The following is a 17,263-nucleotide window of genomic DNA, read 5'->3' on the forward strand; positions in this document are numbered from 1 at the left end:
CGTATACTTAATCAAGTAACTGCTTATTCCACTTTTCCGTGTGCTAATGCACTGGCGCGGGTTCCTGTCGATCTGTCCCAATGTGAGCGGAAAACACCGGGAGAAAGAACGCATCATACGTTCGCAACATTAAGTTTCACTAAATCACGTATCCGCTTTCTCCCCTGCCCACGAGTGTGACCAAAAAAGTACGCTAATTTACTAATGTATCCCTACACCGCTGAAAAATCGAAAGCGAGTGGCCATCCGTCTCCCAGAAACGTATAGTTAACAATGTGTTAACACTGGAGGCTGATGTGGTGCGGGTAAAGAAGAAAAATCTTGACGGGGCAAGTCTGATCACCCCGGATACTGTCGCAAAGGAGATTTTTGCGCGCAGAACGGAAACATTCGATGAGCAGTTCGCGGTTGCGAAAGCAGAGGTGGCGCTCATTCTCGAATTGGCACAACAGCAATTCGACAATCGTGTTTCAGCACATGAGATAATACATAGAACAGCAGGCGCACTTCATCTCCTGCGTGAGAAGCTCCACTCCAGCGTGTGGGCTGAACTGATTCCGCTGGTGCAGAATCACCCCGTGTCGGGTCATTTTCTGGAAGACCCCTTCACGCGCTGGTCCTTCGAAAAGCCGCGCGGTTATTCGGGCGACGCGCAATTGCTGGATTTCATCTATGGCCATCCCAGCGTCGCCGAACAGGTGAACAGGGCTACCCCGCTCGGCGCGGCCCTTTATGACTATACGAAGGATGCCAGTTCCTCGGTTGCCGTGCGCGAGCGGCGCGATTTGCTGACGCGGTTCGTTGACGAGGCCGCCGCCCGGCACGGCAAGGATACGGAAATCCTCACCATCGCCTCCGGCCATCTGCGCGAGGCGGATGCTTCTGGAGCCCTGAAAGAGGGCGGGATCAAGCGCTGGGTGGCGCTCGACCAGGATCCGCTCAGCGTCGGCTCCGTCGCGCGCGATTTCAACGGCACCTGCATCGAGGCGATCGACGGTTCGGTGCGCGATATCGTGCTGCGCACTCAGGAACTCGGCAGCTTCGATCTCATTTATGCGGCTGGTCTTTACGATTATCTGAACGACCGCGTGGCGATCAAACTGACGCGGCGTTGCATGGAGATGCTGAAACCCGGCGGCATGTTCCTCTTTGCCAACTTCTCCGAGGATATCGTCGTGGACGGCTATATGGAGACCTTCATGAACTGGGCTCTGCTACTGCGCTCGAAGGCGGATATGTGGCGGATCGTCAATGCCAGCGCCGATCCCGCAAGTATCGAGGCGGAAGTCTTCTTCGGCGAGAACCACAATATCGTCTATGCGACGATGCGGAAGAAGGCGTGACATCCTCGGCCGGTCTCCGACTGCCAATAACCATTTGATTAAACCCCGTCGCGGGCCTAAGAATCCGCGCCGAATGCGTTGCAGAATGGAATGGCTGAAATGAAGAGATATTATTCGGATATGGGCGGTCTGCCGGGGCAGACGGAACTGCTGTCGAGCAAGGCTGTTTTCAAGACCGCCTATGCCGTTATCCCCAAGACCGTGATGTCCGATATCGTAACAAGCGTGCTGCCGCACTGGACCGGCACCAGGGCCTGGATCATCGCCCGGCCGATGACCGGTTTTTCCGAGACTTTCGCTCAGTATATCGTGGAGGTGCAGCCCGGTGGCGGCAGCGACCGGCCGGAGCCGGACGAAAGGGCTGAAGCTGCGATCTTCGTCGTGGAAGGCGAGATGACCGTGACGTTCGAAGGCGCGCAGCATGCCCTGCGGGAAGGTTCGTTTGCCTTCCTGCCAGCCGGTGTGCGCTGGCAGGTGAATAACGCCAGCAAGGCGCCGGTCAAATTCCACTGGGTTCGCAAGGCGTTCCAGGCGGTTGACGGCCTTGAGCCGCCGCCGCCGATCTTTTCGCATGAAGACGAGATTGCCTTGTCGGCCATGCCTGACACGGAAGGCAAATGGGCGACGACGCGCTTCATCGATCCGGAAGACGTGCGTTACGACATGCATCTCAACATCGTTACCTTCGAACCGGGTGCGACGATTCCGTTCATGGAAACCCATGTGATGGAACACGGCCTTTATGTCCTGGAAGGCAAGGCCGTCTACCGGCTGAACGAGGACTGGGTGGAGGTGCAGGCTGGTGATTTCATGTGGTTGCGCGCCTATTGCCCGCAGGCCTGTTATGCGGGTGGGCCAGGCCGGTTCCGTTACCTGCTCTACAAGGATGTAAACCGCCATGTGAAGCTCTGGTAACGGGCATCGGTCGGCGAGACCCATGATTTATCGCGCAATCCGGCGGTTTGCGCGATAAATGCTTGCTTAAAGTCCGATATCCCTAATAAATCTTGATATGCGGACGGCTGTCGCCGTTCCGTACCATTCCGGCATCCGCCTGCATCTACTTTTCGAGAAGAATGCCCGTATGACTGAGACGATCGATACCAATGTCTTCAATCTTGCACCCGTGGCGATGTGGATCGAAGATTTCAGCGAGGTGAAGAGCCAGTTCGATATCTGGCGGGCTGAGGGTATAGAAGATATCAGGGCATTTCTTCTGGAAGATTTATCGCGGGTGGCGGCCTGTTCGCAGAAAATCCGCGTGATTGAGGTCAACGCCAAGACGCTGGAACTGTTCGAGGCTCGCGACCAGGCACATCTCGTCGATAATCTGCACCGGATTTTCCGCGACGACATGCTGGAAAGCCATGTGAACGAGCTTTCCGAACTCTGGGCGGGCCGGACGGAATTCACCAGCAATGCTGTGAACTATTCTATCGGCGGCAAGCGGCTCGATATCCAGCTGCGCGGTGCGGTCATACCCGGCCACGAGGATACGCTCGGTCGGCTGCTTTTGACGACCGAGGATGTGACGGAGCGGGAGGAAGCGCGCCGCAAGGAACTTCTCAACCGACGTTATGCCGAAGGCATGTTCAAGCATTCGCCGGTCTCCCTGTGGGTGGAAGACTTCAGCCGGGTGCGGCGGCTGATCGAGGAGGTCAGGGATCGTGGCATCGTTGATTTCCGGGTGTTCATGGATGTGCATCCGGAATTTGTGCGGCAATGCATGAGCGAAATCCGCGTCATCGACGTCAACCGGGCGACGCTCGACCTTTTCTGCGCGCCGGACCGGCAGGTCCTGTTGCAGCGGCTTGGCGATATTTTCCGGGGCGAGATGGAAAAGCCGTTCCGGGAACAGCTGATCGAGCTTTGGAACGGCAATCTCACCCATCACCGCGAGGTGGTGAATTATGCGCTCGACGGTTCGGAGCGGCACGTTCTCCTGCATTTTTCCGTCTTTCCCGGCCATGAACGGGACTGGTCGCTGGTGCAGGTGGCGCTGACGGATATTACAGCGCGCAAGAAGGCGGAAGCCTATCTCGAATATCTCGGCAAGCACGATGTGCTGACCAAGCTGCATAACCGTGCTTTCTATTCGGACGAGCTGAACCGGCTGGAGCGCAGCGCACTCAGGCCGGTTTCTGCCATCGTCATCGATCTCAACGGCCTGAAGGATGCCAATGACAAGCTCGGCCACGATGCCGGCGACGCGTTGCTGCGGCGGGTGGGCGAGGTGCTGAATGGCGTGGTGACCGCGCCGAACCATGCCGCGCGCATTGGCGGTGACGAATTCGCCATCCTTCTTCCCGGCGCCGACAAGCAGGTGGCCGCCGCCATGGTCGACACGGTCTATGAGTTGCTGAAGATCAATAACCAGTTCTATTCCAGCGCGCCGCTCAGCCTGTCGCTGGGCGTGGCGACCAGTGAGGCTGGCGAGACGATGGAATCGGTGGTGCGCCGGGCCGACATGAACATGTACGAGCAGAAGAACGCCTATTATGCGGCACTGCGCAACAGATCGGCCGACAATAGCGATACGACGAAGATCAGCCCCCAGTCGGAAGCCTCCTCGCTGAAGCGCCTATTCTAAGGAAAGGCGAGGGGTGTTTTTGTCTTCCGCGACGGTTTGCATGGTCTCGACGACATCCCTGCGCTTGTCTTACTGCTGTCCGGTTTAAATTTCCGGACAGGCTGCAGTCTCTTGAAGTCGGTGATGAAGGGTGAACATTCCCTCAACGTCATCCTCGGCCTTGTGCCGAGGATCTAACCACGTCGAATAAAATCGATACGGTGGCAGATCCTCGGGACAGGCCCGAGGATGACGTCGGCGCAATTGGCCCGACTCTCCCTCGCATTTCACGGTTCCGCTCTTCCTTGGTGTTCTTTCAGGGTCGCACACATCTTCACAAGCGCGTGAGAGTGTTTTTGCGCTGCAACAATTCTATTGCCGGAATTTTACATACGTCTTAGTATGTATGTAAATTTGACTTATTTTATGGATTCGGAGCGCAGTATGGCGAAGAGATTTGGGCAGATCGTAGCGGTGTTGTTGACAGGCATCGTTCTGGTCGGGTGTAGCGATGAGCAGGCGTCCGCGCCCGCCGCCCCGCCGCCCGGGGCGGTCAAGGTCGTGGCCGTGAAGCCGGAAGAACTGCCCATCACCAACGAATTGCCGGGGCGCATCGCGCCGACGCGGCTTGCCGAAGTGCGCCCACGCGTTTCCGGCATCATCGTGGAGCGGGTGTTCGAGCAGGGTTCGCTGGTGAAGGAAGGTGACGTTCTCTACCGGATCGATCGTGCGCCATTCCAGGTGCGTGTCGATAGCGCCGAGGGTACGCTGCGCCGGGCGCAGGCCGCACAACTGCAGGCGCGGCAGACCGCCGACCGTCAGCAGCAGCTGCGCCGCTCCAATGTCGGTTCGCAGCAGGAATTCGACAATGCCGTCGCTTTGCTCGCGCAGGCCGATGCCGAGGTGGCGATTGCGGAGGCCGGCGTGGCGGAAGCAAGGCTCAATCTGCAATATGCCGATGTGAAGGCCCCGATCAGCGGCGTCATCGGCCGGGCGCGCATCACTGAAGGCGCGCTGGTCAGCGCTACCGGATCTGAAAGCCTGGCGACGATCCAGCAGCTCGATCCGATCTATGCCGATTTTACTCAGCCTGCTGCCGATCTCATCCGCCTGCGCAAGGCGCTGCAGGATGGCCAGCTCATGACCGGCAAGAACGAGGCCGAAGTCAACCTGCTGTTTGATGACGGCAGCCGTTATCCGGTTTCCGGCCGCCTGTTGTTCTCCGAAGCGGCGGTGGATGAAACCACCGGCCAGGTGACGCTGCGCGGCGAATTCCCCAACCCGAACGGCGATCTTTTGCCGGGCATGTATGTGCGCGTCCAGATCCAGCAGGGCATCCAGAAGGCAGCGTTTGCCGTGCCGCAGCAGGCGGTGCAGCGCGATGCGGGCGGGCAGGCAAGCGTTCTTGTCGTGAATGCCGAAGACACGGTCGAACAGCGGCGCGTGAGCGTCGGACGCTCCATCGGTGATCGCTGGGTGATTTCGGATGGGCTGAAGGAAGGCGACCGTGTCGTTGCCGAAGGTTTCCAGAAAACCGCGCCGGGCGCCAAAGTGAAGCCTGAACCGTGGTCGCAGGAGCCTGATGTGGCTGCCGCCTCCGGCAGCGAGGGCGCTGCCCCGGCCGCTGCCGCGAAGCAATAAGGACCGATTTCCATGGCACGTTTTTTCATCGATCGGCCCATTTTTGCCTGGGTCGTCGCCATCTTCATCATGCTGGCGGGCCTGCTCGCCATTCCCATGCTGCCGATTGCGCAATATCCGAATGTGGCCCCGCCACAGATTTCGATCGGCACCAACTATCCGGGCGCCTCGCCGGAAGACATCTATCAGAGCGTTACCCGGCCCATCGAGGAAGAGCTTAACGGCGTTCCCGGTCTCATCTATTTTGAATCGACGTCGGAATCCTCCGGTCGTATTTCGATCAACGTGACCTTCGAGCCCGGTACCAATATTGGCGAAGCCCAGGTCGAAGTCCAAAACCGCATTGCACGCGTCGAACCCCGTCTGCCGCGGTCTGTGACGCAGCAGGGCCTGCGTGTCGAACAGGCCGGCACATCGTTTCTGATGATGGTGGCGCTGACCTCCGTCGACGGCAACACCGATGCTATCGGTCTTGGCGACTATCTCAGCCGCAACGTGCTGGGTGAATTGCGCCGTGTACCGGGTGTCGGCAGCGCGCAGCTGTTTGCCACCCAGCGCTCCATGCGTATCTGGATGGATCCCGACAAGATGTTGGGTCTCAGCCTGACCTCGAACGATGTCATTAACGCCATTCAGGCGCAGAACTCGCAGGTTGCCGCCGGCCGCATCGGCGCATCGCCGAACCCCGTCGGCCAGCAGATTTCCGCCACCGTCAACGTCCAGGGCCAGCTGACCTCGCCGGAGGAGTTCGGTTCCATCGTGCTGCGCGCCAATCCCGACGGTTCGTCGGTGCGGCTGCGTGACGTCGCGCGTGTCGAAGTGGGTGGCGAGAGCTACAATTTCTCGAGCCGTCTCAACGGCAAGCCGAGTGCCGCAATCGGCGTACAGCTGTCACCAACGGCGAATGCCATGCAGACCTCCGAAGGCGTTCGCGCGACGATGGAAGAGTTGTCGCGTTATTTCCCGCAGGGCATCGAATATGAGATTCCCTATGATACCAGTCCCTTCGTCAAGATCTCGATCGAGAAGGTCATTCACACGCTGATCGAGGCAATGATCCTTGTCTTCGTGGTGATGTTCGTTTTCCTGCAGAACATCCGCTATACGATCATTCCGACACTGGTGGTGCCCGTGGCGCTGCTCGGCACCTGCGCTGTCATGTATGTCTCGGGGTTCTCGATCAACGTGCTCACCATGTTCGCGATGGTTCTCGCCATCGGCATTCTGGTGGACGACGCGATCGTCGTTGTCGAGAATGTCGAACGCATCATGGCGGAGGAGCATCTGTCGCCGAAGGAGGCGACCCGCAAGGCCATGGGCCAGATTTCGGGTGCCATCATAGGCATCACGCTGGTGCTGACCGCGGTGTTCGTGCCGATGGCCTTTTTCCCGGGCGCTGTCGGCATCATCTACCAGCAGTTCAGTCTGACCATGGTGGTTTCCATCCTGTTCTCGGGCTTCCTCGCGCTGTCGCTCACGCCCGCGCTATGCGCCTCCTTCCTGAAGCCGATCAAGGCAGGGCATCACGAGAAGAAAGGGTTTTTTGGCTGGTTCAACCGCAATTTCGATAAGGCGTCGCACAAATACTCCTCCTCGGTGGGTGGCATCATCAAGCGTTCAGGTCGCTTCATGATCATCTATGCGGCTCTGCTTGCCGGTCTCGGCTGGGCCTATATGCAGCTGCCAAGCTCGTTCCTGCCGAACGAGGACCAGGGCTATCTGATCGTCGATATTCAGGCACCGGCGGAAGCCAGTACCGAGCGCACCCTGCAATCCATCCAGCAGATCGAGAAAATCTTCATGGAAGAGCCGGCGGTGGAGCGCGTCATTGCGATCTCGGGCTTCTCTTTCTCCGGGTCCGGCCAGAATGCCGGCCTTGCTTTCGCGACGCTGAAGGACTGGAGCGAACGTGGACCCGAGGATTCGGCTGCGGCCATCTCCGCCCGGATCAACGGCAAGCTTTGGGGCCTGCCGGATGCCATGTCGTTCGCCTTGTCGCCGCCGCCTATTCAGGGGCTGGGCAACTCGAGCGGCTTCACCTTCCGTCTTCAGGACAGGTCGGGCGCCGGTCAAACCGCACTCAGCGCAGCAGGCGCCCAGCTCATGGCAGCCGCCCGCCAGAGCCCCATCCTTGCCGGTCTTCGCATCGAAGGCATGCCGGATGCGGCGCAGGTCAATCTCATCATCGACCGTGAAAAGGCCAATACCTTCGGTGTCACCTTCAGCGACATCAACGCCACCATCTCGGCCAATATGGGTTCGTCCTATGTCAACGACTTCCCCAATGCCGGCCGCATGCAGCGTGTGACGGTGCAGGCGGAGCAGGGCCAGCGCATGAAGACCGAGGATCTTTTGAACCTCAACGTCCGCAACGCCAATGGCGGCATGGTGCCCGTCAGCTCATTCGCTACGGTGGAATGGGTTCGCGGTCCCTCGCAGGTGGTCGGTTATAACGGCTATCCGGCAATCCGTGTCAGCGGCCAGTCCGCACCCGGTTACTCCTCCGGTGATGCGATTGCCGAAATGGAGCGTCTGGCGCGTGAATTGCCAGGTGGTTTCGGTTTCGAATGGACCGGCCAGTCGCTGCAGGAAATCCAGTCGGGCTCACAGGCGCCCGCGTTGATCGGCCTCAGCGTGTTGTTCGTCTTCCTGCTATTGGCGGCGCTTTACGAAAGCTGGTCCATTCCGCTCTCCGTCATGCTGGTGGTGCCGCTCGGCGTCATCGGTTCGGTGGCGGCGGTGATGCTGCGCGGCATGCCGAACGACGTCTACTTCCTCGTCGGCCTCGTCGCCATCATCGGGCTTTCGGCCAAGAACGCGATCCTGATCATCGAATTTGCCAAGGATCTGCGGGCGGAGGGCAAATCCACCTATGATGCGACAGTGGAGGCGGCCCACCTGCGCTTCCGGCCGATCCTCATGACCTCGCTCGCCTTCTCGCTCGGCGTGCTGCCGATGGCAATTGCTTCAGGCGCCAGCGCGGCGAGCCAGAACGCCATTGGCACCGGCGTTCTGGGCGGCATGATCTCGGCGACGATCCTTGCGATCTTCTTCGTTCCCGTGTTCTTCGTGTTTGTCATGAAGTTTTTCGGGGATCGGAAGAAGGACGACAAGATTGCTGCTGACGCCGTATCGCCGGCGGAATAAAACCAGGAGTGAAGTCCCGGCCGGGAGTTATGTGAATTCGTTCATCTGACTGACAGACCGGCACTGCAAACAAGGCACGGTGCGAAAGCGCCGTGCCGTGATTGGAAGGAGACATCAGCATGCGCCGAACCAAGGCCGAGGCAGAAGAGACGCGTCAGGCGATCCTTGCCGCCGCCGAGCGGGTGTTCTTCAAAAAGGGGGTGGCCAATAGTTCACTGGACGAGGTGGCGGCCGCGGCCGGTGTCACGCGTGGCGCCATATACTGGCATTTTTCCAGCAAGGCCGACCTTTTCATCGGCCTTTACGAATCCGTGGCGCTGCCGGAATCGGATTTGCTGGATTTTGGCGATCCTGACCTCAAGGGGACAGCACTTCTGGCCAAGATCGAGGAGGCGACGTGCAAGTGGCTTGCGCTTCTGGCAGAGGACGAACAACGCCAGCGCATCATGACGATCAGCCTGCGGACCAATTACTCCGACGAGTTCGCCCCGGTCCTGCATGCGCAGGAAGAATTGGACCGTCACCACAAGGACGTGCTGGAGGCGGCTTTTCAGCGTGTCCAGTCAGAGGGGGTCTTCAATGATAATTGGACGGCAGAGTCGGCGCTCGGTGCGCTTTACTGGCTGCTGAAAGGCATAGTCTACGACTGGCTGCTGTTCGGTCAACGTTTCGATCTGGTCAAGGAAGGAGCCGAGGCGATGCATCGTCTCATGAAGGGGTTTCAGCATCCTCCAGCACCTTGACCGGAGCGCTGTATTATCCTGCCGCGCCGGTCAAATTTGAGTGTATTCTAAAAGACCAGCGAAAATTGCTTTACGTACCTCAAAACGGACGCTAGCTTCTTCCCAGAGCTTTGGGAGGAGTTCGCAGATGATCATTTCAGGTATAATCAAGGGGCAAATGCCGTCCGTTTCCGCTGGATATCGGTGACGGCTGATGGCTTTTGCTGACGAATCTCCAGAGCCGGCCTTGATCCGGACGGTTGGGCTGTCGAAGTCTTTCGGTCCGGTACAGGTCCTGAAAGATATCGAGATTGCGGTGCGGGCCGGCGAGGTCCACGCGATCATCGGTGAGAACGGTGCCGGCAAGTCGACGCTGATGAAGCTCCTGGCCGGCAATGAGAAGCCGTCGGGCGGGGAAATCCGCATCGATGGCGAAGCCGTTGCGCTGAGCGGACCGGTGGACGCCGAACATCGCGGCATCGTCCTCGTGCATCAGGAAATATTGCTGGCGCCGGATCTGACGGTAGCGCAGAACATCTATCTGGGTCGCGAATTGCGCCGGGGCCCGATGATGGACGACCGGGCCATGCGTGCCGGAGCTCGCAAGGCGATAGCCGATCTCGGCGGCACGATCGATCCCGATGCCATCGTCGGCAGTCTTTCGATTGCCCAGCGGCAACTGGTACAGATTGCCCGTGTTCTGCTCGTGCCGCATCGCGTCGTCATTTTCGATGAGCCGACCGCTAGCCTCACGCCCATCGAAACCGATGCGCTGCTGAACGTTATCAGGGACATCAGGGCCAAGGGCGTGGCCGTGCTTTATATTTCACACCGCCTGCCTGAAGTGAAGGAGATCGCCGACCGGGTGACGGTCCTTCGTGATGGCCGGCTGGTCGCTTCGCACGCGGCATCGGAACTGCAGCCGGCCGATATGGCGCGGCTGATGGTGGGGCGCGATGTTGCCAAGCTCTATCCGGACCGGCATGCCGGCGGCGAGCAAGAACCGGTTCTGCAGGTGGAGCATTTCACTGTTCCCGGTTATGCGCAGGATGCCGGTTTCAGCCTGCGCAAGGGTGAAATCCTCGGCTTTGCGGGCCTGGTCGGGGCGGGCAGGACGGAGCTGATGGAAGGTGTCCTCGGCCTGCGGGCCGGGCGCGGAAATGTCCGCCATCTGGGTCGACAGGTGCATTTCGCAAAAGCGGAAGACAGTCTGAAGGCCGGCATCGTTTATCTGAGCGAGGACCGCAAGGGCAAGGGATTGCTGCTGACCAAGGATCTGCGGGTCAATCTCACGCTCGCTTCGCTCAACAAGTTCAGCCGGCTGTTTCAGATCGATATCCGCCGGGAGGCGCAGGCGCTCGACGACGCGGTGCGCGATTTCGACATCCGAACCGGCCGCAAGGACCTGCTTGCGGGCCAGCTGTCCGGCGGCAACCAGCAGAAGCTGCTGCTCGCCAAGATGATGCTGCTCGATCCGTCCATCGTCATCATCGATGAGCCGACACGCGGTATCGATATCGGCACCAAGGAACAGATTTACCGTTTCATCGCCAGCCTTGCGGATGAGGGGCGGTCGATCATCGTTGTTTCCTCTGAAATGCCGGAGCTGATCGGCATCTGCGACCGTATTCTGGTGATGCGCTCGGGCCGGATCGTCGGCGAGGTGGCGGGCGAGCAGATGACCGAAAACGACATCGTGGCGCTGGCGACGGGCGTTCATACGCAGGAATTCGCCTGAGGCCCGCTTGTCATTTGAATAAGGCCTGAAGAAAAGACAATTGAGGGGAAATATGACTGAGGCCGCACTCGATAACGGCAAAACGCCGAAGACCTCGAAGGACTGGGACCTGCGCGCCGTTGCGCCTTTCGTGGCGCTGGCCCTGCTGCTGGTGCTCGGCACCATCGCCAATCCGAATTTCATCGGCATCGACAATCTTTTGAATGTCGTGACCCGTAGCGCCTTCATTGCCATCATCGCGCTCGGGGCCACCTATGTCATCACGTCGGGCGGGCTTGATCTTTCCGTTGGTGCCATGGTGGCTTTTGTCGCCAGCCTGATGATCCTGTTCATGAACAGCGGTGTCATCGCCAGCCCGCTTTTGATGTTGCTCACGGCTGTGGCACTGGCCATCGCCATTGGCGCCGCCTGCGGGCTGACGAACGGTCTCATCACCACCATCGGCCGCATCGAGCCTTTTATCGCCACGCTCGGCACCATGGGCATTTACCGAGGGCTCACCACCTGGCTGTCGCAGGGCGGAGCAATCACGCTGCGCAACCCGGAAATCCAGACGCTTTATCGCCCGGTCTATTTCGGCAATGTGCTGGGCGTGCCGGTGCCGGTCATCGTGATTTTCGTGACCGCTGCCATCGCCGCCTTCGTGCTTTATCGCACCCGTTACGGCCGGCATCTGACCGCCGTCGGTTCCAGCGAAGACGTGGCGCGGTATTCCGGCATTTCGGTCGTCCGGGTGCGCACGATTGCCTATGTGGTTCAGGGGCTCTGCGTCGCGGTTGCCGTGCTTCTTTACGTGCCGCGTCTCGCCTCCACCTCGGCCACGACAGGCATGTTGTGGGAATTGCAGGCCATCACCGCCGTTGTCGTTGGCGGCACGGCGCTGCGGGGTGGGGTGGGGCGCATCTGGGGCACGATCTGCGGCGCCTTCATTCTGGAGATCGTCGGCAACATCATGATCCTGTCGAACTTCGTCAGCGAATATCTGATCGGTGCCATTCAGGGGGCCATCATCATCATCGCCATGCTGGTGCAGCGCTCGCTCAGCCGCAGGTAACACATCACGCCGCGCCATGTGGGGCAGGTGCGGTTGGAGGAGGAACGCCCCGGTCTTGGGAGGAAAGAGACTATGCGTAGAAAACTCATCGGCGTGGCATTTGTCGCGCTGGCTGCCGTCCTTGCGGGTTCTGCTCAGGCGCAGGACAAGAAGGTGACGATCGGCGTGTCCATTCCGGCGGCCGACCATGGCTGGACGGCGGGCGTCGTTTACCACGCCGAGCGTGTGGCAAAACTCCTGATGAAGGAGCATCCGGGGCTCAACGTCATCGTCAAGACCTCGCCGGATGCCGCCAACCAGGCAAACGCGCTTCAGGATCTTGCGGTGCAGGGGCTGGACGCACTGGTCGTGCTGCCGTCGGATCCCGATCCGCTCGTCAACGCCATCAAGGAAATCAAGGACAAGGGTACCTTCGTCGCGCTGGTCGACCGCGCGCCGAGCGTCAACGACAATTCGATCCGCGATCTTTACGTTGCGGGTAACAACCCGGCTCTCGGGCAGGTGGCTGGCGAATACATCAAGAAGACCACGCCTGACGCGGAGGTGGTTGTCATTCGCGGCCTGCCGATCCCGATCGACCAACAGCGCCAGGATGGTTTCGACAAGGGTATTGCCGGCTCCGGCGTCAAGGTGCTCGACCGCCAGTACGGCAACTGGAACCGCGACGATGCCTTCCGCGTGATGCAGGACTATCTGACCAAATACAAGAAGATCGACGTGGTCTGGTGTCAGGACGACGACATGGCGATCGGCGTGCTGGAGGCGATCCAGCAGGCGAAACGCACCGATATCAAGTATATCGTAGCGGGTGCCGGCTCCAAGGACATGATCAAGAAGGTCATGGACGGCGATAAGCTGGTGCCGGTCGACGTGCTTTATCCGCCGGCGATGGTGGCGACCGCCATGCAGCTGACAGCAGGTCATTTCTACGATCAGGTGCCGGTTGCCGGCGAGTATATTCTCGACGCGACGCTCATCACCAAGGACAATGCCAAGCAGTTCTACTTCCCGGATTCGCCGTTCTGAGAATCCCAGACATGAAAACGCCCGCCGGAAGGCGGGCGTTTTTGTTTATCGGGGCTCGATGAAAACCGTTCCTCAGCCGCCCTTGCGAAACCACGCGGAGAGATAGTCCACGAAGCTGCGCACCTTGGCGGGTAGGTAACGGCGGTGCGGATAGACCGCATAGATGCCGCGATCCTTGGAAATATAGTCGTCGAAAAGGGTCACCAGTTCACCGGACTGGATGTGCGGACGGGCGATGAAATCCGGCACCATGGCGATGCCGAGGCCGGCGCGGGCGGCGCGCAAGGTTGCCTGCGGACTGTTCACCTCTATCGGTCCGCTGATGGCGACCGAGTTCGAGCCGCCATCCGGGTCGAAATAACGCACGGTATTATGAAAACGGGTATTGGTGTCGATGATGAAGGGCACGCGGGCAAAATCCTGCGGCCCGTCGAGCGGCCCATGCTTCGCCACGAAATCCGCCGTCGCCACCGCATAGACCCGGAAGTCGGAAAGCTTGCGGGCAATGAGACCCGAATCCTCCAGCCGTGTAATACGGATCGCAAGGTCGAAGCCTTCTTCGATCAGATCGACGAATCGGTCGTCGGCGACGATTTCCAGTACCAGTTCCGGGTTTTCCTTGGCGAAATCGATCAGGCTCTGGCCGACATCGGCGTCGATGAAGGTTCGCGGCACCGAGATCCTGAGCTTGCCCTTGAGATCGGCATTCTTTTCGCGCACCAGATCGGCAAGGTTGTCGATCTCCTTCAAAATGTCAGAGGCGGTGCGGTAATAGGTATGCCCGGCCTCGGTCAGCGAGAACTGCCGGGTGGTGCGATTGAGAAGCAACGCCCCGAGATCATCCTCCAGTTCCCGGACATATTTGGACAGAAGCGCCTTGGATCGCCCGGTCTTGCGGGCGGCGGCGGAAAAACCCTCCGCTTCGACAACATCGATAAAGGCGCGGATGCGGGTCAGCGTGTCCATGAAAATCCTCCGGTTCGTTCCATATAATTGAACGCTGGGGAGCGACTGTTCAACCCTAAAATCATTGCTGAAAAAATCCGCGTTTGATGAAAAAATTCTCTTGATTATGACTGCGAATATTCTTATCTCCCGTGCTGCCCAAAGTCGCACGTGCCCATGTGTGTCCGCCGAGTCCTCGATGTGGTGAGGATTTAGGTAAGGTACCTGGAACTAACCCCTCCAGTCGCTATTCCGGCCAACCGGGAAATGCGAGGACATATGAAGCAACGACGGTGCGGGCCTTTCTGGTTCTCTGCCGGCTTTCCATCAGCCGGGGTACTGAAGAGGCACACCATCATTGCCTGAAGTGCGGTCGGGTCATTCCCTCCAATCGATGGCAGACAAAGCCGAATGATGCTCTGGCAGGGCATCGTTCACATTTGCGCCTTGAGCGTATGCTATCGATTCTGCGCCTCCACCGGCTGATTCGAATGCATATCTCGAGCGTCCTTTGTCCTCCGGATTCTGCCGGAGTCGGTTTTATAGGGAATATATCGATGACGACTGCACGCATTCTCGACTTCATCAAGACCCGACGTCCCGAAGGCCCTTGCCTGGTGGTTGATCTCGACGTCGTGCGCGACAATTTCAACGCGTTCCGGCATTCCCTGCCGAACAGCGCGATCTATTATGCCGTCAAGGCAAACCCGGCTCCCGAAATCCTGACGCTGCTCGCTTCGCTCGGCTCCAATTTCGATTGCGCCTCCGTGGCTGAAATCCAGATGGCGCTCGATGCCGGTGCAACCTCCGACCGGATTTCCTTCGGCAACACCATCAAGAAGGAACGCGATGTCGCCCGCGCTCACGCGCTCGGCATCGATCTCTTCGCCGTTGATAGCCATGAGGAAGTCGAGAAGGTTGCCCGTGCCGCTCCCGGCGCTCGCGTGTTCTGCCGCGTGCTGACGGATGGCGAAGGTGCCGAATGGCCGCTGTCGCGCAAGTTCGGCTGTGTGCCGCAGATGGCTGTCGATGTTCTGGTCTATGCGCATCAGATGGGTCTGGAATCCTACGGCGTTTCCTTCCATGTCGGTTCGCAGATGATGAACCTCGACGCATGGGATGCAGCACTTGCCGATGCCAAGCGCGTCTTTGCGTCGCTTGCCAAGCAGGGCATCCACCTGCAGATGGTCAATATGGGCGGTGGTTTCCCGACCAAGTACCTGCGCGACGTTCCGGCTGCCGAAGAATACGGCCAGGCGATCGATACGGCGCTGCGCAAGCACTTCGGCAACCAGATCCCGAAGACGATCATCGAGCCGGGCCGCGGCATGGTCGGCAATGCCGGTGTCATCAAGGCGGAAGTTGTTCTCGTGTCGAAGAAATCCGACAACGACAACCACCGTTGGGTGTTCCTCGACATCGGCAAGTTCGGCGGTCTCGCCGAGACGATGGACGAGGCAATCCGTTACCCGATCCGCACCGAGCGTGATCAGGACGAGATGCAGCCCTGCGTTCTGGCCGGCCCGACCTGCGACAGCGCCGACGTGCTGTATGAAAAGAACATGTATCCGCTGCCGGTCTCGCTGACCATCGGCGATGAAGTTCTGATCGAAGGCACTGGCGCCTATACGACGACCTATTCGGCGGTTGCCTTTAATGGCTTCGAGCCGCTGAAGGCTTACGTCATCTAAGCATCGGGCCGAAAAGTGTAACGCGGTTTTCGGAAAACCCGATGCGCAGGTCAAAAAGTCCGAACGCCGCCCGCTGAACAGGGCGGCGTCTCGACCAAGCTTCCGTTCCGGCCCTGCCGATTGTGCTGTTGCGCAAATCCCTGCTTGCTGCACCTCTTCCAGCCGAGGAAAGCGTGTCGGCGGGCCGGAGCGGTTTCACCATTTTTCATCAAGGGCCGCGTGTGGGCGGTTGTGTGACGGGAGGCCAAGGATGGCCGCTCTTTTGAATTCGGTACGGGCATTTTTCACGCCGCAGACATTTCATGTCGATCAAGAAAATCCGGGTGATGTCGTCGCCCGTGAGAACCTGCTGGACCGCGCCATGGGCGCCGGCCGTCGCCGCAAGTCTTCCGAGAAGCTGCGCGCCGGCCGCGTTCCGGCCGAAGGCCTGGCGCTTGTCGCTCGTGATGAGGACGGTCATGTGATCGCCACGGTGCGCCTGTGGAATGTCGAAGCCGGCATTTCGCGCGAAGGTCGTCCGGTCGAGGCGTTGTTGCTTGGCCCGCTGGCCGTCGATGCCGCTCATGAAGGCAAGGGCATCGGCTCCGCACTGATGCGTGCGGCAATCGGTGAAGCCACCAAGCGCGGCCATGGCGCCATCCTTCTGGTCGGCGACGCGCCTTATTACGAGCGCTTCGGCTTTTTCGCCGACAAGGCGCAGCACCTCATCATGCCCGGCCCCTTTGAGCGCAGCCGTTTCCTGGCGCTGGAGCTGAAAGCTGGCTGGCTGGAAGGTGCCGCGGGTCTTCTGGTGGCAAACGGCCGCCGGCTCTCGGCCTGAGGCGAGCCTCGCTGCTGACATCGAACCCCGGCCCAAAGCCGGGGTTTATTGTTTTAGTAGACGGTTCATGCGCCCGACTTCCTCCCACCGACAATTTTCCAGACACCTCTTGCCTGCGATAAGTTGCGGGTATATACCCGAGACAATGCCAAATGATCGCTGCCACTGCATTCTGTTGCGCAAAGCATCCCGCAAGGTCTCGTCCTATTATGACGAGGCACTGGCGCCGCTTGGCGTCAATATCGGCCAGTTCAGTCTGCTGCGGAACATCAACCGCACCGCGCCTGTGTCGCTGACCGATCTTGCCGCGCGGGTGGAGCTGGATCGCTCCACCGTCGGCCGCAATTCCAGGGTGCTGGCCCGGATGGGGCTGGTCGCCATCGGCCACGGTGAGGACCAGCGGGAGGCAATGCTGACCGTAACGGAGGAGGGGCAGGCGATCCTGAAGGCAGGCGCGCCGCTTTGGGACGGCGTGCAGGAGGAAATCGAGGCCCGGCTGGGGCCGGAAAAGACCGCGCAATTGCAGGAACTGCTCGCAGCCCTCTAATTTTTAGACCATGAAGCGGG

13 protein-coding genes are annotated in these 17,263 nt (G+C 59.7%); 12 read left to right on the forward strand and 1 reads right to left on the reverse strand.

Going from position 1 to position 17,263, the window contains the following annotated elements; all coding sequences use genetic code 11:
* Positions 1 to 296: 296 nt before the first annotated feature.
* The 9 genes from NYR50_RS22700 (at position 297) to NYR50_RS22740 (ending at position 13,240) form a co-directional block, all read left to right on the forward strand.
* Positions 297 to 1,343: a class I SAM-dependent methyltransferase gene (locus NYR50_RS22700; RefSeq protein WP_418138115.1), complete on the forward strand. Its 1,047-nt coding sequence runs from the start codon at positions 297 to 299 to the stop codon at positions 1,341 to 1,343.
* Positions 1,344 to 1,433: 90 nt separating this feature from the next.
* Positions 1,434 to 2,258 carry a bifunctional allantoicase/(S)-ureidoglycine aminohydrolase gene (locus tag NYR50_RS22705; RefSeq protein WP_418138116.1) on the forward strand — a complete coding sequence of 275 codons (825 nt, stop codon included), beginning with the start codon at positions 1,434 to 1,436 and terminating at the stop codon, positions 2,256 to 2,258.
* Between the two features lie 169 nt (positions 2,259 to 2,427).
* Positions 2,428 to 3,933 (forward strand): diguanylate cyclase domain-containing protein, encoded by a 1,506-nt coding sequence (locus tag NYR50_RS22710; protein WP_418138117.1) that lies wholly within the window; start codon positions 2,428 to 2,430, stop codon positions 3,931 to 3,933.
* A 423-nt stretch (positions 3,934 to 4,356) separates the two neighbouring features.
* On the forward strand, positions 4,357 to 5,553 hold the full coding sequence (locus NYR50_RS22715; RefSeq protein WP_236777126.1) for an efflux RND transporter periplasmic adaptor subunit: 1,197 nt from the start codon (positions 4,357 to 4,359) through the stop codon (positions 5,551 to 5,553).
* 12 nt (positions 5,554 to 5,565) lie between these two features.
* On the forward strand, positions 5,566 to 8,700 hold the full coding sequence (locus tag NYR50_RS22720) for an efflux RND transporter permease subunit (RefSeq protein ID WP_174009764.1): 3,135 nt from the start codon (positions 5,566 to 5,568) through the stop codon (positions 8,698 to 8,700).
* 119 nt (positions 8,701 to 8,819) lie between these two features.
* Positions 8,820 to 9,443 (forward strand): TetR family transcriptional regulator, encoded by a 624-nt coding sequence (locus NYR50_RS22725; RefSeq protein WP_418138118.1) that lies wholly within the window; start codon positions 8,820 to 8,822, stop codon positions 9,441 to 9,443.
* A 193-nt stretch (positions 9,444 to 9,636) separates the two neighbouring features.
* Positions 9,637 to 11,160 carry a sugar ABC transporter ATP-binding protein gene (locus tag NYR50_RS22730; RefSeq protein WP_418138119.1) on the forward strand — a complete coding sequence of 508 codons (1,524 nt, stop codon included), beginning with the start codon at positions 9,637 to 9,639 and terminating at the stop codon, positions 11,158 to 11,160.
* A gap of 52 nt (positions 11,161 to 11,212) precedes the next feature.
* Complete coding sequence (locus NYR50_RS22735; RefSeq protein ID WP_418138120.1) at positions 11,213 to 12,214, forward strand: ABC transporter permease; 1,002 nt, start codon at positions 11,213 to 11,215, stop codon at positions 12,212 to 12,214.
* A gap of 72 nt (positions 12,215 to 12,286) precedes the next feature.
* Positions 12,287 to 13,240: a substrate-binding domain-containing protein gene (locus NYR50_RS22740; RefSeq protein WP_418138121.1), complete on the forward strand. Its 954-nt coding sequence runs from the start codon at positions 12,287 to 12,289 to the stop codon at positions 13,238 to 13,240.
* 72 nt (positions 13,241 to 13,312) lie between these two features.
* Here the strand turns inward: NYR50_RS22740 and NYR50_RS22745 are convergent, their stop codons facing one another.
* Positions 13,313 to 14,206, reverse strand: coding sequence for a LysR family transcriptional regulator (locus NYR50_RS22745; protein ID WP_418138122.1), 894 nt, complete (start codon positions 14,204 to 14,206; stop codon positions 13,313 to 13,315).
* A 536-nt stretch (positions 14,207 to 14,742) separates the two neighbouring features.
* Here NYR50_RS22745 and odc2 point away from each other — a divergent pair.
* The 3 genes from odc2 to NYR50_RS22760 all read left to right on the forward strand — a co-directional run bounded on the left by odc2 (position 14,743) and on the right by NYR50_RS22760 (position 17,243).
* Positions 14,743 to 15,876: an ornithine/lysine decarboxylase gene (gene odc2, locus NYR50_RS22750; protein WP_418138123.1), complete on the forward strand. Its 1,134-nt coding sequence runs from the start codon at positions 14,743 to 14,745 to the stop codon at positions 15,874 to 15,876.
* 250 nt (positions 15,877 to 16,126) lie between these two features.
* Positions 16,127 to 16,696 carry a GNAT family N-acetyltransferase gene (locus NYR50_RS22755; protein WP_111806048.1) on the forward strand — a complete coding sequence of 190 codons (570 nt, stop codon included), beginning with the start codon at positions 16,127 to 16,129 and terminating at the stop codon, positions 16,694 to 16,696.
* A gap of 145 nt (positions 16,697 to 16,841) precedes the next feature.
* Entirely contained in the window at positions 16,842 to 17,243 is a 402-nt protein-coding gene (locus NYR50_RS22760; protein WP_418138124.1) for a MarR family winged helix-turn-helix transcriptional regulator, read from the forward strand.
* The last annotated feature ends 20 nt before the right edge of the window (positions 17,244 to 17,263 follow it).

The organism is Agrobacterium sp. El2ro-1b (assembly GCF_048298475.1).
Taxonomy (GTDB): Bacteria; Pseudomonadota; Alphaproteobacteria; order Rhizobiales; family Rhizobiaceae; genus Agrobacterium; species Agrobacterium fabrum.